We start from the raw sequence: 20,399 nt of genomic DNA on the forward strand, positions 1-20,399 counted from the left end.
TCACCCGAACACCGTGCGCACCCAGTCGACGAGGACCGGTTGCGGGGCGAGCGCGTCGTCGACCACGGGCAGCAGCCCCCACTTGTCGAAGGCCGTGCAGGGGTGGGAGATCCCCAGCCGCAGCACGTCCCCGACCCGCAGGTCGACGTCGGCGGGGAACCGGACGAAGGCGTGCTGGTCGTTCATCGCGCTGACCGTGCACCCGGCGAGGTCCTCGGTGTCGCCGACGCCGCCGCGGCGGACGGCCTGCACGACGGGCAGCCCCTCGTCGAACGGCAGGTCGCGCTTGCCCGCGTCGGCGAGCGCCAGGCCGGGTTCGGGACGGGAGACGACGCGGACCCACCCGTGCAGCGCCGAACGCAGCCCGCCGGAGTGCAGGCGGTTCTCGGGGGTGACCTCGCGGTAGAACCCGTCGTCGTGGCCGACGTAGGCCCCCGACCGCAGGACGACGCGGACACCGGCGGCCGGGTCGTGCAGCCGGGCGAGGCCCTCGACGACGACGTCGTAGTAGGCGCTGCCGCCGGCGGAGACCACGAGGCCGCCGGGGACGTCGGCGGGGTAGACGCCCTCCTCGGTGAGCCGCCCGTGCAGTGCGGCGAGGTCGTCCACCCAGGCCCGGACGGTCGCCAGGCTCGCGTCGGAGGCGTCGTGGGCGAAGGCGCCCTCGTACCCGGCGACGCCGGCCAGGCGGAGCCCGGGGGTCCCGCGGACGGCGCGCGCGACGGCGACGGCGGCGTCGAGGGACCGGGCGCCCGTGCGCCCGCCGGTCCCCCCGAGCTCGACGAGGACGTCGAGGGGCTGGGCAGCGTCGCGGACGTGCGGGGCCATGCGGTCGACGACGTCGACGCCGTCGGCCCAGACGAGGACCCGGCCGGACCGGGGTGCGGACAGCCACCGCAGGACGGCGGGGTCGAGGACGGGGTAGGCGGCCTGGGCCCAGTCGATCCCCTCGCGCAGGGCGACGGACAACTGCCAGGGCGTCGCGACCGTGAGACCGAGGGCACCGGCGGCCAACTGCTCGCGCCACAGCGACGGCGCCATCGTCGTCTTGCCGTGCGGCGCGAGGTCCACACCCACCTCGGACGTCCACCGCGCGAGCGTCCCGACGTTGTCGGTGAGCGCTCCGGCGTCGAGCGTCAGGAGCGGGGTGGGGAGTTCGTCCAACCGGGGCCGGCGCGCAGCGAACTCGGCGGCGTCCTCGCCCCAGGCCGTCACGGGCACGGCCTTGAACCGGGGGTCGAGGGGGCCGAGCTGCTGCGCGTCGTAGGCCACGGTCTCCACCGTTCGTTGCAGTGCGCGCAACGGCCGTTGCGCATGATCGTCACGCCGTTCTAGCATCGGCCCGTGCCGAGGTCAAAGGTCCCGTCCGCGGGCGCGGTCGTCTGCGTCGGTGAGGCGCTCGTCGTGCTCACCCCGTCGCAGGACGTCCCCCTGGCCGACGCCGAGACCTTCACGCGCACCGTCGGCGGCGCGGAACTCAACGTGGCCCTGACCCTCGGCCGCCTCGGCGTGGACGTCGCGTGGGTCTCCCGCCTGGGCGACGACGGGTTCGCCGACCACGTGCGGGCGTTGGCCACCGCCGCAGGCATCGACGTCAGCGCCGTCGCCGGCGACCCCGCACGGCCCACGGGGCTGTACGTGAAGGCCCCCGGGACAGCTGCGGACGGATCGCGGCGCTCGCGCATGCACTACTACCGCAGCGGATCGGCGGCCTCCGCCCTCTCCCCCGCCGACCTGGACGACCCGGCCGTGACCGCCGTCCTGGACCGCGCGGCCGTCGTCCACGTCAGCGGCATCACCCCCGGCCTGTCGGACTCCGCGGCGCAGTTCTGCTCCGCGCTGGCGGCCCGCGTCCACGCCACCGGGACGACGCTGTCGGTCGACCTGAACCACCGCCCGGTGCTGTGGCGCGACCGGGACGACACCCCGCTGCGGGACCTGGCGGCCGCGGCCGACGAACTCCTCCTCGGCGCCGACGAGGCGCGCGCGGTGTTCGGCACGGACGACCCGGCGCGGCTTCGGGCGCTGTTCCCCCGGGCGCGGCGGATCCTGCTCAAGCAGGAGGAGCACGGCGTCCTGGTCCTCGAACCGGGCGCACCCGACCGGCACGTCCCCGCGCTCAGCGTCGAGGTCGTCGAACCCGTCGGCGCCGGCGACGCGTTCGCCGCCGGGTACCTCGCCGCTCGGCAGCGCGACGTCGCCGTCGACGACGCCGTCGCCTTCGGGCACCGCTGCGCCGCAGCGGCTCTCGTCGTCCGCGCGGACCGCCCGCTGGACGTGCCGCCGCTGTGAGCCAGAGCCTGCTGCGGGCCCTGCAGGTCCTCGACCTCGTCGCCGCCGGCACCGGCTCGCTCGGCGGACTGGCAGAGGCGACGGGGACCCACAAGAGCACCGTGCTGCGCCTGCTGCGCGACCTGGAGGACACCGGGTTCGTCCACCGCGGCCCGGACCACCGGTACGTCCTCGGGGCGCACCTGTACCGGCTGGCCGACCTCGCCCTCGAGCACGTCGACGTCCTGCGGACGGCGGCGCCACGCCTGCGGGCGCTGCGCGACGAGGTCGGGCAGACCGTCCACGTCGCCGTCCTCGACGGGCACGGCGCGCGGGCCCGGGCGACCTACGTCGACAAGCTGGAACCCCGCGACGCTCCGGTCCGGATGGCCTCGCGCATCGGGTCCGACGCCCTCCTGCACTGCACGGCCGTCGGCAAGGTCCTCCTCGCCGGACTGTCCCCCGCCGACCGCGCCGACGTCGTCGCCGCGCTGGACCTGGTGCGGCGCACGGAGGGCACCATCGTCGACCCGGGGCGGTTCCTCGCCGAACTGCAGCACGTGGCCGACCGCGGCTGGGCCCAGGACCACGCCGAGAACGAGACGTTCGTGAACTGCGTCGCCGCCCCGGTCACCGGACCCCGCGGCGAGGTGCTCGCCGCGGTGTCGCTGTCGGTGCCCGACGTCCTCCTGCCGCACGAGGCCGTCCTGGACCTCGTGCCCCCGCTGTTGTCCGCCACCGCGGACATCGCCCGCGACTGCGGGTTCCGTCCCCCTTCGCAAGGAGAACTCCCGTGAGCCACCCCAAGACCGCCGTCTCCACGACCGACGCACCCGCCCCCGCGCACACGTTCTCCCAGGGCGTCCGCAAGGGCCCGCTCCTGCAGGTCTCCGGTCAGGGCCCCGTCGACCCCGCGACCGGGGAGTACCTGCACCCGGGCGACGTCAAGGCGCAGACCCTGCGGACCCTGCGCAACGTCGAGGCCGTCCTGCGCGCCGGCGGGGCGAGCCTCGAGGACGTCGTCATGCTCCGCGTGTACCTGACGACCCGGGACGACTTCGCGGCCATGAACGAGGCCTACGGCGAGTTCGTGGGGCGGAACTGCCCCTCGGGTGTCCTGCCCGCGCGCACCACCGTCATGACGGGTCTGCCGCGCGAGGAGATGCTCGTCGAGATCGACGCGCTCGCCGTCCTGGACTGAGGGGGTTCAGCCCAGTTCGAGAACCTGCCCGGCCATGCCCTCGGCGCGGGCCCACGCCATCGCCTGCTCCGCGGGCAGCGGCCGGGCGAAGAAGAAGCCCTGCAGCTCGTCGCACCCCAACGCGCACAGGCGGTCCGCGGCGGCGACGGTCTCCACGCCCTCGGCGACGACGGCCAGGCCCAGCTTGTGCGCCAGGGCGATGACGGAGGACACGATCACGTCGTCCTCGGGGTGGGCGACGAGTTCGCTGACGAACTGGCGGTCGATCTTCAGCTCGTGGACCGCGAGCCCGCGCAGGTGCACCAGGCTGGTCGACCCGGCGCCGAAGTCGTCGACGGCGACCCGGACCCCGCGCTCGCGCAGCCGGGCGACGGTGGCGCGCGCGCCGACCGGGTCGTGGATGATCGCCGTCTCGGTGATCTCCAGGACCAGGTCGGCGGGCCTCCACCGGGTGAGGGCGAGCGCCTCCTCGACGATGCCGAGCAGGCCGGTGTCGAGGCTGACGGCGGAGATGTTCACCGCCATCGACGTCTGCAGTCCCTGCGCCCGCCACGTCGCGGCCTGCCGCAGCGCGGTGATGAGGACCCAGCGGGTCAGGGCGTGGATGAGGTGGGTGCGTTCGACGAACGGCAGGAAGTCGGCGGGCAGCAGCAACCCCCGCACGGGGTGGTTCCAGCGCACGAGGGCCTCGAAACCCAGCAGCCGCCCACCGTCCCCCGACACCTTGGGCTGGTAGTGCAGGAGCAGCTGCTCCTCGTCCATGGCGCCGCGCAGCTGCCCGAGGAGTTCCAGGGCGCCCGTGGAGTGGGGGTCGCTGGCGGCGTCGTAGCGCAGCACCCCGACGCGGGACCGCTTGGCCGCGTACATCGCGATGTCCGCGCGCTGCAGCAGTTCCCCCAGCGACCGCCCGTCAGGCCCGGAGACCGCGACGCCGATGCTGCCCTGCAGGTCGATGGGCACGACCCCGGCGTGGAGTCCGCCGACCGACAGGGCCGCGAGCAGCCGCTTGGCGATGACTTCCAACTCGGCGTCCTGCGGGTCGGGCACGAGGACCGCGAACTCGTCCCCGCCCAGCCGCGTGATCGTGCCGCGGTCGGCGAGCGTGGCGGACAGGACCTGCGCGACCTGGACGAGCACCTCGTCCCCCGCGGCGTGGCCGAGGGTGTCGTTGACGTCCTTGAACCCGTCGAGGTCGAGCAGCAGGAGACCGAGCCGCCCCTCGCGTTCCAGCAGGGGTTCGGCGGTCTCGTGCAGGGCCCGGCGGTTGCCCAGGCCGGTGAGCGGGTCGGTGCGGGCGAGGTCGGCGCGGACGCGGTCGCGCTGGCGCACGAGGACCGTCAGGGCCACCGCGGACACCGCCGAGACCAGGACGGCGATGACCCAGGCGGCGGCGGAGGCGGGACTCACGCCCGCCCATCGGCAGCTCGCGCCGGGACTTGAGCGGTGTCAGCCGATCGGGGGAACGCTCCAGCGCTCGAGCACGGGCCGGCCGTGCTCGTGGCCCAGCTGCCCCCAGGTGCCGGCCTCGAGCGCGAAGAGGGCACCGGCGGTGGGCGACAGGCCCAGCCAGGTGGCCAGGAGGATCCGCAGGAAGTGCCCGTGCGCGACGAGGACGACGTCACGCCCCTCGGGCCCGACGAGGGCCTCGGCCCGTCGCAGCACGCTGCGGGCGCGGACGGCGACCTGGTGGACCGTCTCCCCCGGCGTGTCCCCGGGCAGGACGCCGTCGTGCCAGACGGAGAACGTCCGGCCGAGCTCGGCGGAGATCTCGTCCGTCGTGCGTCCCTCGTAGGCGCCGTAGTCCCACTCCACGAGGTCCTCGTCGACCTGCAGACCGTCCGGGGCGGTGGCGAGGCCGGCGAGCTCGGCGGTGCGGCGGGCCCGCTGCCGGGGGCTGACGAGGACTGCGGCGAGGTCGCGCCCGGCGAACACCGGGGCGAGGCGGCGGGCCTGGTCCTCCCCCACCTCCGTGAGGGGCACGTCCGTGCTGCCGGTGTGCTGACCGGACAGGCTCCAGGCGGTCTGACCGTGGCGGACGACGAGGATCGACACTCCGGGAGGCTAGCGTTCGGCCGGTGACGGACGCGACGGCAGGCCCCGCGGACGGCCCAGCGGCGCGGCGGGAGCGGATCGCGGCGCTCGTCGCGGCCCGCGGCACGGCCCGGGTGGCCGACCTCGCGGCCGAGCTGGGTGCGGCCGCCGTCACGGTGCGCCGGGACGTCGAGGCGCTGGCGGCGGCGGGGCGGCTGCACCGGCGGCACGGGGTCGTCAGCGCGGCCCGCCCGGACGCCCCGGCCCTCGGACGCGTCGTCGCGATCGGTGAGCCCAACGGCTACCTCGGGGTGATCCTGCGCGGGGCCGACGCGGCCGTCGCCGCGCACGGTGGCCGGTACGTCCTGGAGGTCGCCCGGGACCAGGCCGCGGCCGCGGCCGCGGTGCGGCGGGCCCTGAGGACGCCGGACCTGGCCGGGGTCCTCTACGCCCCGCGCTGGCGCTCGGTCGAGGAGGTGGCGACCGACCCGGTGGCGGGGATGTGCCCCCCGGAGGTCCCGCTCGTCGTCGTGGAGCGGTTCGCCCCCCGCGGATCGGCGCTGGCGCAACGGGACGCGGTGCGCAGCGACCACGCGACGGGGGTGCACCTGGCGCTGTCGCACCTGCGGGCGCACGGGCACCGGCGGATCGTGCTGTTCTGCCGGGACGACTCCCCCTCGGCGCGGACGGTGCGCGGCTGCTTCCGGGACGCGCTGCGCTCCCTGGGTCTGCCCGTGCTGTCCGAGCCGCTGCTGAGCTCCGACGGCGCGGACGCGACCCACGGCGCGCAGGCGCCCGACCCGGCGGAGGCCGTCCGGCGGCTGAAGGCGACGGCGCTGCTCGTGCACTCCGACACCGACGCGCTGTCCCTGGTCCCCCGCCTCGCGGGCGCGGGGCTGCGGGTGCCGGACGACGTGAGCGTCGTGGCCTACGACGACGTCGTGGCCGGGCTCGGCGACGTGCGACTGACGGCGGTCGCACCGCCGAAGCGGGAGGTGGGCCGGGCCGCGGTCGACCTGCTCGCGTGGCGACGGGCCGCCCCGGACGCGCCGAGCCGGCACCTCGAGATCGCCCCGCACCTCGTCGAACGGCACAGCGTCCGGTCGATCGAACGATCGCGGGCGATCGATCGATCTTGACGACCCCGACGGGCCGCCGGAACAGTCCGCCGCATGATGCGCGCCGCGCTGGCGATGAGCCCGCCCACCTACGACCGGGTCGTCGACGGTCCGTTCCTGGAACGCCTGGGCCGGTGCGTGGACCTGTCCCCCGGCGTGCTGACGGAGTTCGCCACTCCCGCCGCGCGGGCCGTCCTCGCCGAGGTGGACGTCCTGGTCACCGGGTGGGGGTGTCCCGTCCTGGACCCCGTCGCGGTCGGTTCCGCGCCCCGGCTGCGGGCCGTCGTGCACACCGCGGGATCGGTGCGCGCGCACGTCACCCCGGCCGTGTGGGAACGCGGGATCGTCGTGTCCTCCGCGGCCGCGCAGAACGCCGTCCCCGTGGCGGAGTTCACGCTGGCCGTCGTGCTGCTGGCGGGCAAGGACGTGCTGACCGCCGCCCGCGGGTTCCACGCGCGACGGTCGCGACCGGCCCCGCTGCCCGAGGGCCGGGGGAACTTCGGGTCCACCGTCGGGATCCTGTCCGCCTCCCTCGTGGGCCGCCGCGTGCTGGAACTGCTGCGCCCCTTCGACCTCGAGGTGCTCGTGCACGACCCCTACGTCGCGGACGCCGAACTGCGTGGGCTCGGGGCCGAACCCGTGGGCCTGCTCGAACTCGCCGCGCGCAGCGACGTGTTCAGCGTGCACACCCCGCTGCTGCCCGAGACGCGCGGCCTCGTCGACGCCCGCGTCCTCGCCGCGCTGCGCGACGGCTCGACCCTCGTGAACACCGCGCGCGGGGCCGTCGTCGACGCCGCGGCCCTCGAGACCGAACTCCTGCGCGGCCGCCTCACCGCCGTCCTCGACGTCACCGACCCCGAGCCCCTGCCGGCGCACTCCCCCCTGTGGGACCTGCCGAACGTGCTGCTGACGCCGCACGTCGCGGGATCGCAGGGCAACGAGCTGCGGCGGCTGACGTCCGCCGCGGCGGCCGAGGTCGAGCGGCTGGCCGCCGGGTTGCCGCTGCTGCACCCCGTGGCCCACCCGGCCCTGTCCCGCACCGCCTGAGAGGAACCCCGTGCCGCTGCTGTCCCAGGTCCCCGAGGACCGGGTCCTCTCCCCCGTCACGGGCTGGACCCGGGCGCACTGGCTGGCCGCGGCCGACGACCTGCTGCTGGCGGTCCGCCCCTGGGCCACCCCGGGTTTCGGCCGCATCGACCTTCCCGGTGAACCCGCGCGGGCCGGCTGGACCTCCGACGGGCTGGAGGGTTTCGCCCGCACGTTCCTCGTCGCCGCGTTCCGCGTCGCCGGGACGGGCGGGGAGGACCCGCACGGGCACCTCGCGCACTACCGCCGCGGGCTGCTCGCGGGAACCCGCACCCCGGGGGTGGACGACGCCGAGTCGTGGCCCCCCGTCCGGTCCGTCCACGACGGCGGGCAGCCCATGGTGGAGTCCGCCTCGGTCGCCCTCGCGCTCGACCTCACACGGGAGTGGTTGTGGGACGGACTCTCCGGTCCCGAGCAGGACCAGGTCGAGGCCTGGTTGCGCGGCAGCCTGCGCCACGAACCCGCGCCGAACAACTGGTACCTGTTCCCCCTCGCCGTGGCGTCCTTCCTCACCGGCGCCGGCCGCGGCGACGCCGAGACGGCGCACACGGTCGACCGCGGCCTGGAACTCCTCGAGGGCTGGTACCGGGGCGAGGGCTGGTACTCCGACGGCGACGGCCGGATGTTCGACCACTACGTGGGCTGGGCGATGCACCTGTACCCGGTGCTGCACGCGCACCTGCGGGGGGACGCCGAACTCGCGCACCGGGTCGGCGGGCGGTTGCGGGAGTTCCTGGAGGTGTTCGCCCGCACGTTCGACGCCAACGGCGCCCCGCTGCACCAGGGCCGTTCGCTGACCTACCGGTTCGCCGCCGCCGGTTCCGTCGCCGCGGGCGCCGTCACGGGGGCGACGCCGTGGTCGCCGGGGGTGAACCGGTCCCTGCTGTCCGGGGCCGTGCGGCACTTCCTGGACCGCGGCGCGACCCGGGACGGGGTGTTCGTGCGCGGCTGGTACGGCCCGCACGCCGCGACCGTGCAGCCGTACTCCGGACCGGGGTCGCCGTACTGGCTGTCGAAGGCGTTCGTCGCGCTGCTGGCGCCCGCCGACCACCCGCTCTGGACGGCGGTGGAAGAACCCGTCCCGGCCACCGGGCCCGCGCGCACCACCCCGGTCGCCCCCGCGGGCTGGCTGGTGCAGAACACCCCCGACGGCCTCGTCCGCGTCCACAACCACGGGTCCGACCACTCCCGGCCGGGCCAGCCGACCGCCGTCGACCCGCTGTACGCGCGGCTGGCGTACTCGACGCGGACGGGTCCCACGTCGGCCGCGAACGTCGCCGACAACACCGTGGTGGTGCACCGGCCGGACGGGCGCGGCGGACTGCGGGACGGCGTGCGCGCCGGGTTCGACCCCGTCGGGACGGGACCGGGGTGGGCGGCCAGCCGGCACCGGCCGGTCTTCCCCGGCGGACACCTGCCGCAGGCCCAGGTGCTGACCGTCGTGGCGGCGCGCGGGGCGTGGGAGGTGCGGGTCTACGCCTGGGAGGCGGTCCCCGCCGGCACCGCGGTGAGCGCCACCGGCTGGGCCCTGGCGGCCGGCCGGCCCGAGGAGCTCGCGGCGGACGTCGCCGGGACCGCGGTCGAGCTGTCGACGGCGGACCTGCAGAGCCGCTTCGCGGCGGTCGCGGGGTTCGACGTCGCGGACGTCGTGCGGGCTCCCGCCGGCACGGCCTACGGCGCCTGGGCCCTCGTGCCGCGGTTGCGGGGCGTCGCGGGCCCCTCACCGGCGGTCGTGCTGGCCGCCCTCACCGCAGCGGACCCGGGCCCGGCCCCCGACGTGCTGGTCGGTCCACGGGAGGTCGAGGTCGTCTTCGACGACGGTGCCCGGTGCCGGATCGCGCTGCCGCCCAGCCCGGGAGACGCCCCCGCGGTGGAGTGGTAAGAACTGTCGCCGTGGATCCCTTCAGCGACGTCCTGACCGCCAACGCCGAGTACGCCAAGACCTTCGTCGACGACGGACGCCCCGGAGTCGCCGGGGTCGGGCTCGCCGTCATCACCTGCATGGACTCGCGCATCTCCCCGCTGGAGATGCTCGGCCTGTCCAAGGGCGACGCGAAGATCCTGCGCAACGCCGGCGCCCGCGTCACCGACGACACCCTGCGCACCCTCGTCCTGGCGCACTACCTGCTGGGGGTCGAGCGCGTGCTCCTGCTCGCGCACACCGACTGCGGGATGACGAAGAACACCGACCCCGACGTGCACGCGAAGGTGCTCGCCCAGGGCGTGGACTCGCGCAGCATCGACTTCCGCACCATCGCCGACCAGCGCGCCACCCTCGTCCACGACGTCCAGCGCATCCGGTCCTGGCCGTTCCTGCCGCCGACGATGCCCGTGGCCGGCGGGATCTACGACGTGCGCAGCGGAGCCATCGAGATGGTCGTGCCCTCCGACGCCACGGCGGAGGACCTGCCCCGGGCCTGAGGGCGGACCTCCCGTGCCCGGCCCCATCCAGTCCATCGAGCGCGCCGTGGCCGTGCTGCGCCTGCTCGCCGGGGCCGGGCAGGGGCTCGGGATCGTCGACGTCGCGAACGCGCTGGGCCTGGCCAAGACCACGGCGCACGGCATCGTGCGCACGCTCGTCGACCTCGGGCTCGTCGTCCAGGACGAGGACGGCGACTACCGCGCCGCACCGGACCTGTCCGACCTCGGCCGACCTCGCATCGACGCCAACGACCTGCGCGCCCGCGCGGTGAACTGGGCCGACTCCCTGGCCAGCCGGACCGGGGAGTCGGTCCTGCTCGCCACGCTGTCCGAGGGCCGCGCCCTCGTCGTGCACCACGTGTTCCGCCCCGACGACAGCGCCCAGCAGCTGCGCACCGGCACGTCGATGCCGGCGCACGCGTGCGCGCTCGGCAAGGTGCTGCTCGCCTCGGCGCCCGTGCGGCCGGACCGCCGTCGGCTCATCGCCATGACCGGGCGCACCGTCGTCGACCCGGCCGTCCTGCGGCGCACGCTGGCCGCCGTGCGCGAGCAGGGGTGGGCCCTGGAGGTCGAAGAGGCCCTGCCGGGGGTGGCAGGCATCGCCGCCCCCGTGCGCGACCTCGGCGGCATCGTCGTCGGCGCGATCGGGGTGGACGGCGAGGTCGACCGGATCGTCGACGCGCGCGGACGCCCCCGGGCCGGGCTCGTGCCCGCCGTCCGGCAGGCGGCCCGGTCGATCTCCCGCGGTCTCGGCGCGCGGGACCGCTGAACCCACGAGCCCGGCGGGCCGTCGGGCAGGATGACGCCGTGAGCGACCACCGACCCGAGCACCAGGGCTACGTCGTCGCGATCGACCAGGGCACCACGTCGACGCGGTGCATCCTCTTCGACCACGCGGGCCGGCTCGTCGCGGTCGCCCAGCGCGAGCACCGCCAGCACTACCCCCGTCCCGGCTGGGTCGAGCACGACGCCGCGGAGATCTGGCGCAACGTCGCGCGCCTCGTCCCGCAGGCCATGGCGCAGGTCGACGCCGTCCCGGCCGACGTGGTGGCCATCGGCATCACGAACCAGCGCGAGACCGTCGTCGCCTGGGACCGGCGCACGGGCGACCCCGTCGGACCGGCCGTGGTGTGGCAGGACACCCGCACGGCGGACCTCGTCGAGGAGCTGTCCGCCGAGGTCGGGGCCGACCGGTTCACCGACGTGTGCGGGCTGCCGCTGACGACGTACTTCTCCGGCCCCCGGATCGCGTGGATGCTGCAGGCGGACGCGGGGTTGCGGCGACGGGCCGAGTCCGGCGACGTGCTGTTCGGCACCATCGACTCCTGGCTCGTGTGGAACCTGACGGGCGGCCCGGACGGCGGCCGGCACGTGACGGACGTGACGAACGCCAGCCGCACGATGCTCATGGACCTCGCGACGCTGGACTACTCCCCGCAGATGCTCGAGGTGTTCGGCGTCCCGCGGCGGAGCCTGCCGCAGATCGTGCCGAGTTCGCAGGTCTACGGCCGCGCCCGCACGGTCGTGCCCGGGGCCGTCATCGGAGCCGCCCTCGGCGACCAGCAGGCCGCGCTGTTCGGCCAGACGTGCTTCTCCCCCGGGGACGCCAAGTGCACGTACGGGACGGGCAGCTTCCTGCTGATGAACACCGGTCCGGAGATCACGCGGTCCTCCCACGGGCTGCTGACGACGGTGGCCCACCAGGTCGAGGGTGAACCCCCGGTCTACGCGCTGGAGGGTTCCATCGCGGTGACCGGGGCGCTCGTGCAGTGGTTGCGCGACAACCTCGGCCTCATCTCCACCGCGCCGGAGGTGGAGACCCTGGCCCGCACGGTTCCGGACAACGGCGGCTGCTACTTCGTGCCGGCGTTCTCGGGGTTGTTCGCCCCGCACTGGCGGGCGGAGGCGCGCGGGCTGCTCATCGGCTTGACCGGGTACGTCACGAAGGGCCACATCGCCCGCGCCGCGCTGGAGTCCACGGCCTGGCAGACCCGCGAGGTCGTCGAGGCCATGGACGCCGACTCCGGGCTGCGGCTGAACTCGCTGCGCGTCGACGGCGGCATGACGTCGAACAACCTCCTCATGCAGACGGTCGCCGACGTCCTCGACGCCCCCGTCGTGCGACCCATGGTCAGCGAGACCGTCTCCCTCGGCGCGGCCTACTCCGCCGGCCTCGCCGTGGGTTTCTGGCCCGACCGCGAAGCGCTGCGCCGGCGCTGGCACCGCGCCGGGCAGTGGACGCCGTCGATGGGACCGGAGGACCGCGACCGTGGGTGGGAGGACTGGCAGGAGGCCGTCCGGCGGACGTTCGGGTGGATCCGGCACTGACCCTCGCCCCTCGGGGACTCTGTGAAATGGTTGCGGCACAGTGCGTTCGTCGTGTTCGAACGGTTCCTGACAGGTAGGATCAGGTCATGACGGCAGCGGTTGCGGAACGCGTGGAACACCCCCCGCACACCGCCCCGCCCCGCCCTCGCAGTCGTTGCCGTTTCTCCTCGACGCCGACGGGTTCACCGACCTCGACGTCGACGCCCACCTCGCCGCCCTGCGCCGCACCGCCGACCAGGCCCACGCCGCCGAACTGCTCGGCCTGGCCGACCTCATCACCCAACTCAGCACCCACCCCCACCCCGACCAGGCCGGGGAACTCATCGAACGACGCGAGCAGGTCTTCCTGCGCCTGCGCGGGCACGACTTCGCCCCCTGGAACCCGCTGCGCGCCGCCGTCGAAGTCGTCGCCCTGCACCACTCCCGCAGCTGCGGAGTCCCCATCGAGTCGGCCCTGACCCACGTGTGGACCGCCCACGCCGCCGGCACCGCCGAACGCCCCGTGTGGGAAGCCGTCGCCGCCGGGCACGTCACCGCCCGCCAAGCCCGCGCCATCCTGGCCCAGTCCCGCCGCCTGGCCGCCCGCACCGCAACCCTCACCGCAACCCTCACCGCAGACGCCGACACCACGAACGCGAACGGGGCGATCACCGAAGGTCCCGCGCTCCTCGACGGCGAGGCCCTCACCCAGGCACTGGACCGGTTCCACACCACCGCCCTGGCCTGGGCGCGCGACGGCAAGGTCGGCTCAGCCCTGCACGGCCGCTGCTTCCGGCTGCTGGAACGGATGACCCCCCAGCACGAACGCGTCGTCCACCACACCCGCCACCCCGGACGCGAAGCGGTCCTGACCGACTGCGAGGACGGCGCCACCGCCCACCTGTCCCTGGAGCTCCCCCTCGGCTTGGGGCGGCGGTTGATGACGTCCGCCACCGCCTTCGCCGACGCCACCACCGACCACACCACGACCCACGGCGTCCACGACGACCGGGACCACGCCACCAGGGTCAACGACGCCCTCGTCGACGTCCTGCGCGACGGCCTCACGCGCTGGACCCCGGCCGTCTCCGACCAGACCCACCAGCGCCCGGCCGATGAGGACCACCCCGTCACCACCGGGCGCAGTCACCGGCCCGCGACCAGCGTCCACGTCCTGCTGCGCGTCGATGCGACCACCCTGTTCGGCACCGACGGCTACGACGGCGGGGATCTTCCCGAGGACTCAGCGTGGGTCGACGGCCTGGGGCCGGTGTCCATCGAGACGGCGCGGGAACTGGCCGCCGACCCCGACGCGACCTGGCGCAAGGTGATCGTCGCCCCCGGCACGCGGGACGTCGTCGACGTCGCTGCTGACGTCTACCGCCCCTCCGCGGCGCTGCGGCGGTTCATCGTCGCCCGCGACGGGACCTGCCGCGGGCCGGGGTGCGTGCGCCCGGCCGCGGACTGCGACCTGGACCACCTCGTCCCCTGGCCCGACGGGCCCACCACCGCCGAGAACCTGCAACCCCTGTGCCGGACGCACCACCGGTTCAAGACCCAGTTCGTGTGGGAACACGTCGACGACCGCGCCCGGCGGGTCGCGGCGCTGCGCGCTGCCCGCGAGGCCGACGACCCACCACCGTTCTAGGGCGTCAGCGCGGCGTCAGCACTGCGCCGCAGGGTGTCAGGCGTGCGTCAAGAACGGTTCCCCCACGACTCCGTGGTCCCTAGCGTCGTCGTCATGCCCACCAGCGCCACCAGTTCACCAGCCCGGTTGTTCGTCCCCGTGCGCCGCCACGGTCCCGCCGTCGTCCTGCGGACGTTCCTCGACCCGGGCGGTGTCCGGACGGGGGTCGGTTTCACCTCGCGGGACCTGCTGCGCGAAGTGCTGGGGGCGGAGTGCGCGTGCGTGGAACTCGGCATCGGCGCGCTGCGGCTGTTGTTGGAGGCGCGTGGCACCACGGCACTGACGGTCGACCCGCGCCTCAGCCTCGCCCCCGCCAAGCCCCCGGCGCGTCTCGTGGCGGCCTGACGATCAGCCCGCGTGCACCCGCGGACGCTGCGCCGGGTCGGGGACGGCGCGGCGCACGACCTCACGGGTCACCGGTGCGACCTCCCCGACGCCGAGGAAGAGGAACCGCACGATGTTGGCCAGCGGGTTCCCCTCGGACCACTCGAACCACACGTCCGGCAGGACGCCGGTGCGGTCGTGCACCGCGAGGGCGACGGCCGCCACGGAGTTCGCCACGGCCGCACTGCGGACCGTGAGGACGCGGTGGCCGAACCGCTCCTCCCCGCACACCCGCAGCTTCGTCTCGAAGTCGGAGGCGTCGGCGACGGTGACCTCGAGGAACACGGCCGGTTCGTCGGAGGGGATGTGCTGGTCGCGGCGCTCGTCGTACCACTTCTCGGCGTACTCGGCGGCGTCCCGGGCGTCGGGTTCGTTGGCGATGATGTTCAGCGCACCCCGGGACACGGCCTCGTCGAGGAACCGCTGCGCCGTCTCGTCGAACTCGACGCCGTCGGCGCGCAGCTCGAACGCGCGCAGGGCGCGGGACACGAGCGAGACGGTGATGATCGCAGCGATGAAGCAGGCGGCGATCTTGACGCCCTCGGGACGCTCGACGACGTTCGCGACGGTCGTGTAGAGGAACACCACGGTCACCACGGCGAAGAACGCCCGTGCGCCCTTCTGCCCGTGACGGTGCGCCGACAGGGTCACGGCGACGGTCGCGGACGTGATGAGGACGAGCACGCCCGTGGCGTAGGCACCGCCCTGCGCGTCGACGTCGGCGTCGAAGATCCAGGTCACGAGGAACGCGACGAGGGTGAAGAGGATCACCAGCGGCCGGACCGACCGCGCCCACTGCGGCGCCATCCCGTACCGCGGGAGGTACCGGGGCACGAGGTTCAGCAACCCGGCCATGGCGGACGCACCGGCGAACCACAGGATGGCGATCGTCGAGACGTCGTACGCGGTGCCGAAACCGTTGCCCAGGTACTCGTGCGCGAGGTACGCCAGGGCGCGCCCGTTCGCCCCGCCGCCCGGCTGGAACTCGTGGGCGGGGATGAGGACGGACGTGGCGAAGCTGGAGGCCAGCAGGAACGCGCTCATCGTCAGGGCCGCGACCGTCAGCAGCCGGCGGGTGCCCGCGATGCGCTGCAGCAGCGCCTGTCCGCGCGAACCGCCTTCCACCTGCGGCATGACCAGGACACCCGTCTCGAAGCCGGACAACCCCAGGGCGAGCTGGGGGAAGACGATGAGCGCGGCGCCCACGACCGCGAACGGGGAGCTGCCCTGGGCCAGCACGGCCTCCCACCAGCGGTGCACCGACACGGGCTGACCGATGACGTGCACGACCGCGTCGAGCACGACGACGAGGTTCAGCCCGAGGAAGACGACCACCAGGACCACCGCGACGCCGATGGCCTCGGAGAACCCGCGCAGGAAGACCGCGCCCAGCAGCGCGAGCAGGACGAGGGTCACGCCCAGCTGGTGCCCCTCGAGGAAGTGCGGCACGTAGGGGTTCTCCAGCGCGTGCTTGGTCGCGTCGGCGGCCGACAGCGTCATGGTGATGAGGAAGTCGGTCGCGGCGAAGCCGAGCAGCACGAGGACGAACAGCTTGCCGCCCCACCACGGCAGCACCTTCTCCAGCATCGCGATGGACCCCTCCCCGTGCGGGCTCTCGCGAGCGACCCGCCGGTACACCGGCAGCGCGCCGAAGAGGGTCACGAGGACGAGCACGAGGGTCGCCACGGGCGAGATGACGCCGGCGGCCAGGAAGGCGATCGCCGGCTGGTAGCCGAGGGTGGAGAAGTAGTCGACCCCGGTGAGGCACACGACCTTCCACCACGGGTGCCCGGCGTGCTCGCGGTGCGGCTTGCGGTGGGGACCGGGCTGGTGGGCCGCGCGGTCGGTGAGACCGTCGAGCAACCAGGACCGGGCGGAGTCCCGCAGGGGACGGGCGGGGGACTGCGTAGGCACGACGTTCATGGACGCACCGACCCGACGCCTCGGCAAGCCGATCGGCCGATCTTGACGCCTCGTTGACGCTCAGAGCTCGAACCGGTACCCCATCCCGGGTTCGGTGATGAGGTGCTGGGGTGCGGAGGGGGTCTCCTCGAGCTTGCGGCGCAGCTGGCCCACGTAGACCCGCAGGTAGTTGGTCTCGCGGCCGTAGGCCGGGCCCCACACCTCCTGCAGCAGCTGCGTCTGGCTCACGAGCCGCCCGGCGTTCGTCACGAGGACCTGGAGCAGGTGCCACTCGGTCGGGGTGAGCTTCACCGGCTCCCCGTCCCGCGACACCGTGCGGCGGGCCAGGTCGATGTGGAGACCGCCCGCGTCGAGCACCTCGGGGGCGGAGTTGTCGGCGCCGACGCCCCGCCGGACCGCGGCCCGCAACCGGGCCAGCAGCACGTCCATCGCGAACGGCTTGGTGACGTAGTCGTCGGCCCCCGCGTCGAGGGCGTCGACGGCGTCGGCCGAGGCCGTGCGGGCGGTGAGCACGATGATCGGCACCGGGCTCCAGCCGCGGATGCCGGCGATGACGTCGAGTCCGTCGAGGTCGGGAAGACCGAGGTCGAGCAGCACGACGTCCGGGTGGGTGGCGGCCGCGGCCTCGAGGGCGCCGGCCCCGTCGGCAGCCACCGTGACGTCCCAGCCGCGGGCGGAGAGGTTGATCGACAGCGCCCTCCGCAGACCCGGTTCGTCGTCGACCACCAGCACTCTGCTCACGCGCTCGATCCTGCCGCAGGTTCGGGGGCCAGCTCGTGCGCGTGCCCGGCCAGGGGCAGTTCGAGCACCATCGTCAGCCCGCCACCGGGGGTGTCCTCGGCGTCGAGCCTGCCGCCGACGGCCTCGGCCAGGCCGCGGGCGACGGCCAGGCCGAGCCCCAGCCCGGCGGTCGAGCGGTCTCCGAGCCGCTGGAACGGGGTGAAGGCGCGCTCCTTCGCAGCACCCGGCAGGCCGGGGCCGTGGTCGACGACCAGGAGCCGGACGGCGCGGTGCCCGTCCTCGGTCGCCACGACCGCGTCCACCTGCACGCCCGAACTCCCCGACCCGGCGCCGTGCCGGACGGCGTTCTGCGCGAGGTTGGCCACGACGCGCTGCAGCAGACCGGGATCGGTGGAGACGGGCGGCAGGTCGGCCGGGACGCGCACGTCGACGCCGGGCAGGTCGCGCACCGCGGCCGCCACGACCTCGTCGAGGTCGACCACGACCAGGTGGGGTTCGACGACCCCGCTGCGCACGCGCGTGAGGTCGAGCAGGTCGTCGATGAGGGCCTGCAGGCGGTCGGCGGAGTGCGCGACCTCGTCCAGCAGTTCGGTGCGGACCTCCTCCGGCAGCTCGATGTCCGTGGCGCGCAGGCTGTCCAGCGAGGCCTTGAGCGTGGCCAGCGGGGTGCGCAGGTCGTGCGAGACGGCCGTCAGCAGGGCGCCGCGGACGGCGTCGCCCTCCTCCAGCCGGCGCACCTGGGCCGCCTCGGCCCGCAGCCGCTGGCGCTGGCGCACCGCGGCGATCTGGGCGGCGAAGACCTCCAGGACGCGGCGGTCGCCGGCGACGAGGAGGCGCCCGCGCAGCACGAGGCAGGTGAGGTCGTCCACGACGACCTCGGCGTCCGCGTCGGCCGGCTGGGTGCAGACGGGGTCCCCCGTCGCCGCGGCCACGGTCCACGGCGAGCGCACGTCGGTGCGTTCGAGCAGCGTCACGGAGTCGACGGCGAACGTCTCCCGGGTGTGCCGCAGGGCCTCGGTCAGCGGGTCGGTCGCCAGCAGGGCCGTGCGGGTCAGGACGGACAGAGCCTCGGACTCCGCGCGGGAACGCTGGGCCTCCCGCGTCCGGCGCGCCGAGGTGTCGACGAGGGAGGAGACGGCGAAGGCGACGAGGAGGAAGACCGCCAGGGCCACGGCGTTGGCCGGCTGGGCGATCGTGAACTGGTGCACCGGCTCGGTGAAGAACCAGTTGACGGCCAGGCCGGCCGCCAGGGCCGCGGCCAGCGCCGGCAGGACACCCCCCGCGAGGGCGGCGCCCACGACGACGACGAGGAAGATCATGAGGTCGGTCGAGAGGTCCTGGCGCGGGAAGAGCAGCAGCCCGCCGGTGACCGCGAGGGGGCCCAGCAGCGCGACGACCCAGCCGAGGACGCGACGCTCCCCCGACAGGGCCGCCCGCGCCGGTCGGGGCAGCCCGAAGGGCTTGGCCTGCTCCTCGTGCGTCACGACCAGCACGTCGATGGCTCCGGAGCCACGGACGACGGCGTCGCCCACGCTGCGGCGCACGAGGGAGGCCAGCGGCCGGTGCCGGCTGGCGCCGACGACGATCTGGGAGGCGTTCACGGCGCGGGCGAACTCCAGCACGGAGGTGGCGACGTCCTCCCCCACGACCTGGTGGTACGTCCCGCCGAGGGCCTCGACGAGGTCGCGCTGCTCGGCCAGCCGCGCCGGGGAGCTGCGGACCAGGCCGTCGCCGCGCGCGACGTGGACCGCGTGCAGTTCCCCGCCGGCGCCCCGGCCGGCCAGCCGGGCGGCACGCCGGACGAGGGTGGCCCCCTCGGGTCCGCCGGTCAGGGCGACGACGACGCGCTCCCGGGCGGGCCAGGTGGCCTCGATGCCCTGCTGGGCGCGGTAGCGCTCCAGGCCCTCGTCGACGCGGTCGGCCAGCCACAGCAGCGCCAGCTCGCGCAGCGCCGTGAGGTTCCCCGTCCGGAAGTAGTTCGACAACGCCGCGTCGACGCGGTCGGCCGCGTAGACGTTGCCGTGCGAGAGCCTGCGCTGCAGCGCCTCCGGCGTCATGTCGACGAGCTGCACCTGGTCGGCCGCCCGCAGGACGGCGTCGGGGATCGTCTCGCGCTGCTCGATGCCGGTGATGTGCTCGACGACGTCGTTGAGGGACTCCAGGTGCTGGATGTTCACCGTGGACACGACGTCGATGCCGGCGGACAAGATCTGCTCCACGTCCTGCCAGCGCTTGGCGTTGCCCCCCTCCTCCACGACGCCGGGGGCGTTCGTGTGGGCGAGCTCGTCGACGACCACGACCTCGGGGCGGCGGCGCAGGACGGCGTCGACGTCGAGCTCTGCGACGTCGAGCCCCCGGTGCCCGACCGTGCGGCGCGGCAGCACCTCCAGACCCTCCAGCAGGGCCTCGGTCCGCTCCCGGCGGTGGCACTCCACGAGCCCGACCACGACGTCCGTGCCCCGGTCCCGGCGCCGGTGCGCCTCGTCGAGGGCGGCGAACGTCTTGCCGACGCCGGGGGCGGCGCCGAGGAACACCCGGAGCCGCCCCCGGCGGACGAACTCGCTCCGCGGGGCGCGGCTCGGCCTGCTGTCGGGGTCCACCCCAGCAGTGTGCGACATCGGGTCGGTCACGGGTCAGGAGGCGAGCTTCGCCAGGGCGAGGTTCAGCTGCAGGACGTTGACGACGGGTTCCCCGAGGAAGCCGAGCTGCCGGCCCTCGGTGTGCGCGGCGACGAGCGAGGCCACCTGCTGCTCGCTCACCCCACGGGCCTTCGCCACCCGGGCGATCTGCTGCTGGGCGTACTCCGGGGAGATGTCCGGGTCCAGCCCCGATCCGGACGCCGTGAGCGCGTCGGGCGCGACGTCGGCCGGGGCGGTGCCGTCGGCGGCGGCGAGGGTCGCCCGACGCTCCTCGACGGCCTTGAGCAGGTCGGAGTTCTCCGGGCCGAGGTTGGAGGCACCGGAGGAGGTCGGGTCGTAGCCGTCCTTCCCCGCCGCCGAGGGACGCGGCCAGAACCACTGCCCGCCCGTGAACTGCTGGCCGATGAGCACTGACCCGACCGGCTTGCCCGCACTGCTGACGATCTGCCCGTCAGCGCGACCCGGGGTGAGCCGGCCGATGCCGAACACGAGCAGCGGGTACAGCAACCCGAGCACGACGGTGGCGGCGAGGAGCAGGCCGAGGCCGGTGCGGGCCTGGCGGAACAGGTTCGTGAAGGTGAGGGACATTC

18 protein-coding genes are annotated in these 20,399 nt (G+C 74.8%); 11 read left to right on the forward strand and 7 right to left on the reverse strand.

Features of this window, described 5'->3' with window-relative positions; all coding sequences use genetic code 11:
- Nucleotides 1-1,272, reverse strand: a complete 1,272-nt coding sequence (locus tag ACFEMC_RS14680; protein WP_380170313.1) for an amino acid deaminase — start codon at nt 1,270-1,272, stop codon at nt 1-3.
- A 72-nt stretch (nt 1,273-1,344) separates the two neighbouring features.
- On the opposite strand from ACFEMC_RS14680, the gene ACFEMC_RS14685 reads away from it, so the two are divergent.
- The 3 genes from ACFEMC_RS14685 to ACFEMC_RS14695 are packed head-to-tail and all read left to right on the forward strand — an operon-like array spanning nt 1,345 to nt 3,472.
- The gene (locus tag ACFEMC_RS14685) at nt 1,345-2,292 is read left to right on the forward strand and encodes a sugar kinase (protein WP_380170314.1); all 948 of its coding nucleotides are present in this window, start codon (nt 1,345-1,347) and stop codon (nt 2,290-2,292) included.
- Entirely contained in the window at nt 2,289-3,068 is a 780-nt protein-coding gene (locus tag ACFEMC_RS14690; RefSeq protein WP_380170315.1) for an IclR family transcriptional regulator, read from the forward strand. The genes ACFEMC_RS14685 and ACFEMC_RS14690 overlap by 4 nt, the downstream gene beginning before the upstream one ends.
- Nucleotides 3,065-3,472 carry a RidA family protein gene (locus tag ACFEMC_RS14695; protein WP_380170316.1) on the forward strand — a complete coding sequence of 136 codons (408 nt, stop codon included), beginning with the start codon at nt 3,065-3,067 and terminating at the stop codon, nt 3,470-3,472. Before ACFEMC_RS14690 ends, ACFEMC_RS14695 begins: the two co-directional genes overlap by 4 nt.
- Nucleotides 3,473-3,478: 6 nt before the next feature.
- Here ACFEMC_RS14695 and ACFEMC_RS14700 read toward each other — a convergent pair whose 3' ends face one another.
- Together ACFEMC_RS14700 and ACFEMC_RS14705 are read right to left on the reverse strand one after the other, a co-directional pair.
- Entirely contained in the window at nt 3,479-4,879 is a 1,401-nt protein-coding gene (locus tag ACFEMC_RS14700) for a putative bifunctional diguanylate cyclase/phosphodiesterase (RefSeq protein ID WP_380170317.1), read from the reverse strand.
- A gap of 39 nt (nt 4,880-4,918) precedes the next feature.
- Nucleotides 4,919-5,524, reverse strand: a complete 606-nt coding sequence (locus ACFEMC_RS14705) for a histidine phosphatase family protein (protein ID WP_380170318.1) — start codon at nt 5,522-5,524, stop codon at nt 4,919-4,921.
- Nucleotides 5,525-5,547: 23 nt separating this feature from the next.
- Between ACFEMC_RS14705 and ACFEMC_RS14710 the strand changes: the two genes are divergently transcribed.
- The 8 genes from ACFEMC_RS14710 to ACFEMC_RS14745 all read left to right on the forward strand — a co-directional run bounded on the left by ACFEMC_RS14710 (nt 5,548) and on the right by ACFEMC_RS14745 (nt 14,467).
- Entirely contained in the window at nt 5,548-6,642 is a 1,095-nt protein-coding gene (locus ACFEMC_RS14710) for a substrate-binding domain-containing protein (protein ID WP_380170319.1), read from the forward strand.
- A 33-nt stretch (nt 6,643-6,675) separates the two neighbouring features.
- On the forward strand, nt 6,676-7,668 hold the full coding sequence (locus tag ACFEMC_RS14715) for a hydroxyacid dehydrogenase (protein WP_380170320.1): 993 nt from the start codon (nt 6,676-6,678) through the stop codon (nt 7,666-7,668).
- A gap of 10 nt (nt 7,669-7,678) precedes the next feature.
- Nucleotides 7,679-9,589 carry a DUF2264 domain-containing protein gene (locus ACFEMC_RS14720; protein ID WP_380170321.1) on the forward strand — a complete coding sequence of 637 codons (1,911 nt, stop codon included), beginning with the start codon at nt 7,679-7,681 and terminating at the stop codon, nt 9,587-9,589.
- Nucleotides 9,590-9,600: 11 nt separating this feature from the next.
- The gene (locus ACFEMC_RS14725; RefSeq protein WP_380170322.1) at nt 9,601-10,128 is read left to right on the forward strand and encodes a beta-class carbonic anhydrase; all 528 of its coding nucleotides are present in this window, start codon (nt 9,601-9,603) and stop codon (nt 10,126-10,128) included.
- A 13-nt stretch (nt 10,129-10,141) separates the two neighbouring features.
- Nucleotides 10,142-10,897 carry an IclR family transcriptional regulator gene (locus ACFEMC_RS14730; protein ID WP_380170323.1) on the forward strand — a complete coding sequence of 252 codons (756 nt, stop codon included), beginning with the start codon at nt 10,142-10,144 and terminating at the stop codon, nt 10,895-10,897.
- 38 nt (nt 10,898-10,935) lie between these two features.
- Nucleotides 10,936-12,456 carry a glycerol kinase GlpK gene (glpK, locus tag ACFEMC_RS14735; protein WP_380170324.1) on the forward strand — a complete coding sequence of 507 codons (1,521 nt, stop codon included), beginning with the start codon at nt 10,936-10,938 and terminating at the stop codon, nt 12,454-12,456.
- 154 nt (nt 12,457-12,610) lie between these two features.
- Entirely contained in the window at nt 12,611-14,083 is a 1,473-nt protein-coding gene (locus tag ACFEMC_RS14740) for an HNH endonuclease signature motif containing protein (RefSeq protein WP_380170325.1), read from the forward strand.
- 93 nt (nt 14,084-14,176) lie between these two features.
- On the forward strand, nt 14,177-14,467 hold the full coding sequence (locus tag ACFEMC_RS14745; protein WP_380170326.1) for an SAV_915 family protein: 291 nt from the start codon (nt 14,177-14,179) through the stop codon (nt 14,465-14,467).
- A 3-nt stretch (nt 14,468-14,470) separates the two neighbouring features.
- Here the strand turns inward: ACFEMC_RS14745 and ACFEMC_RS14750 are convergent, their stop codons facing one another.
- Genes ACFEMC_RS14750 through kdpC form a run of 4 tightly spaced genes read right to left on the reverse strand, consistent with a single transcriptional unit; the run spans nt 14,471 to nt 20,397 of the window.
- Complete coding sequence (locus ACFEMC_RS14750) at nt 14,471-16,429, reverse strand: amino acid transporter (protein ID WP_380170327.1); 1,959 nt, start codon at nt 16,427-16,429, stop codon at nt 14,471-14,473.
- A 60-nt stretch (nt 16,430-16,489) separates the two neighbouring features.
- Nucleotides 16,490-17,170 carry a response regulator gene (locus tag ACFEMC_RS14755; protein ID WP_380170328.1) on the reverse strand — a complete coding sequence of 227 codons (681 nt, stop codon included), beginning with the start codon at nt 17,168-17,170 and terminating at the stop codon, nt 16,490-16,492.
- A complete protein-coding gene (locus tag ACFEMC_RS14760) occupies nt 17,167-19,770 on the reverse strand; it encodes a DUF4118 domain-containing protein (RefSeq protein ID WP_380170329.1) in 2,604 nt (867 codons plus the stop codon). The genes ACFEMC_RS14755 and ACFEMC_RS14760 overlap by 4 nt, the downstream gene beginning before the upstream one ends.
- A 33-nt stretch (nt 19,771-19,803) precedes the next feature.
- Entirely contained in the window at nt 19,804-20,397 is a 594-nt protein-coding gene (kdpC, locus tag ACFEMC_RS14765; protein WP_380170330.1) for a potassium-transporting ATPase subunit KdpC, read from the reverse strand.
- Between the last annotated feature and the right edge of the window lie 2 nt (nt 20,398-20,399).

The organism is Kineococcus sp. DHX-1, assembly GCF_042473625.1.
Classification (GTDB): domain Bacteria; phylum Actinomycetota; class Actinomycetes; order Actinomycetales; family Kineococcaceae; genus Kineococcus.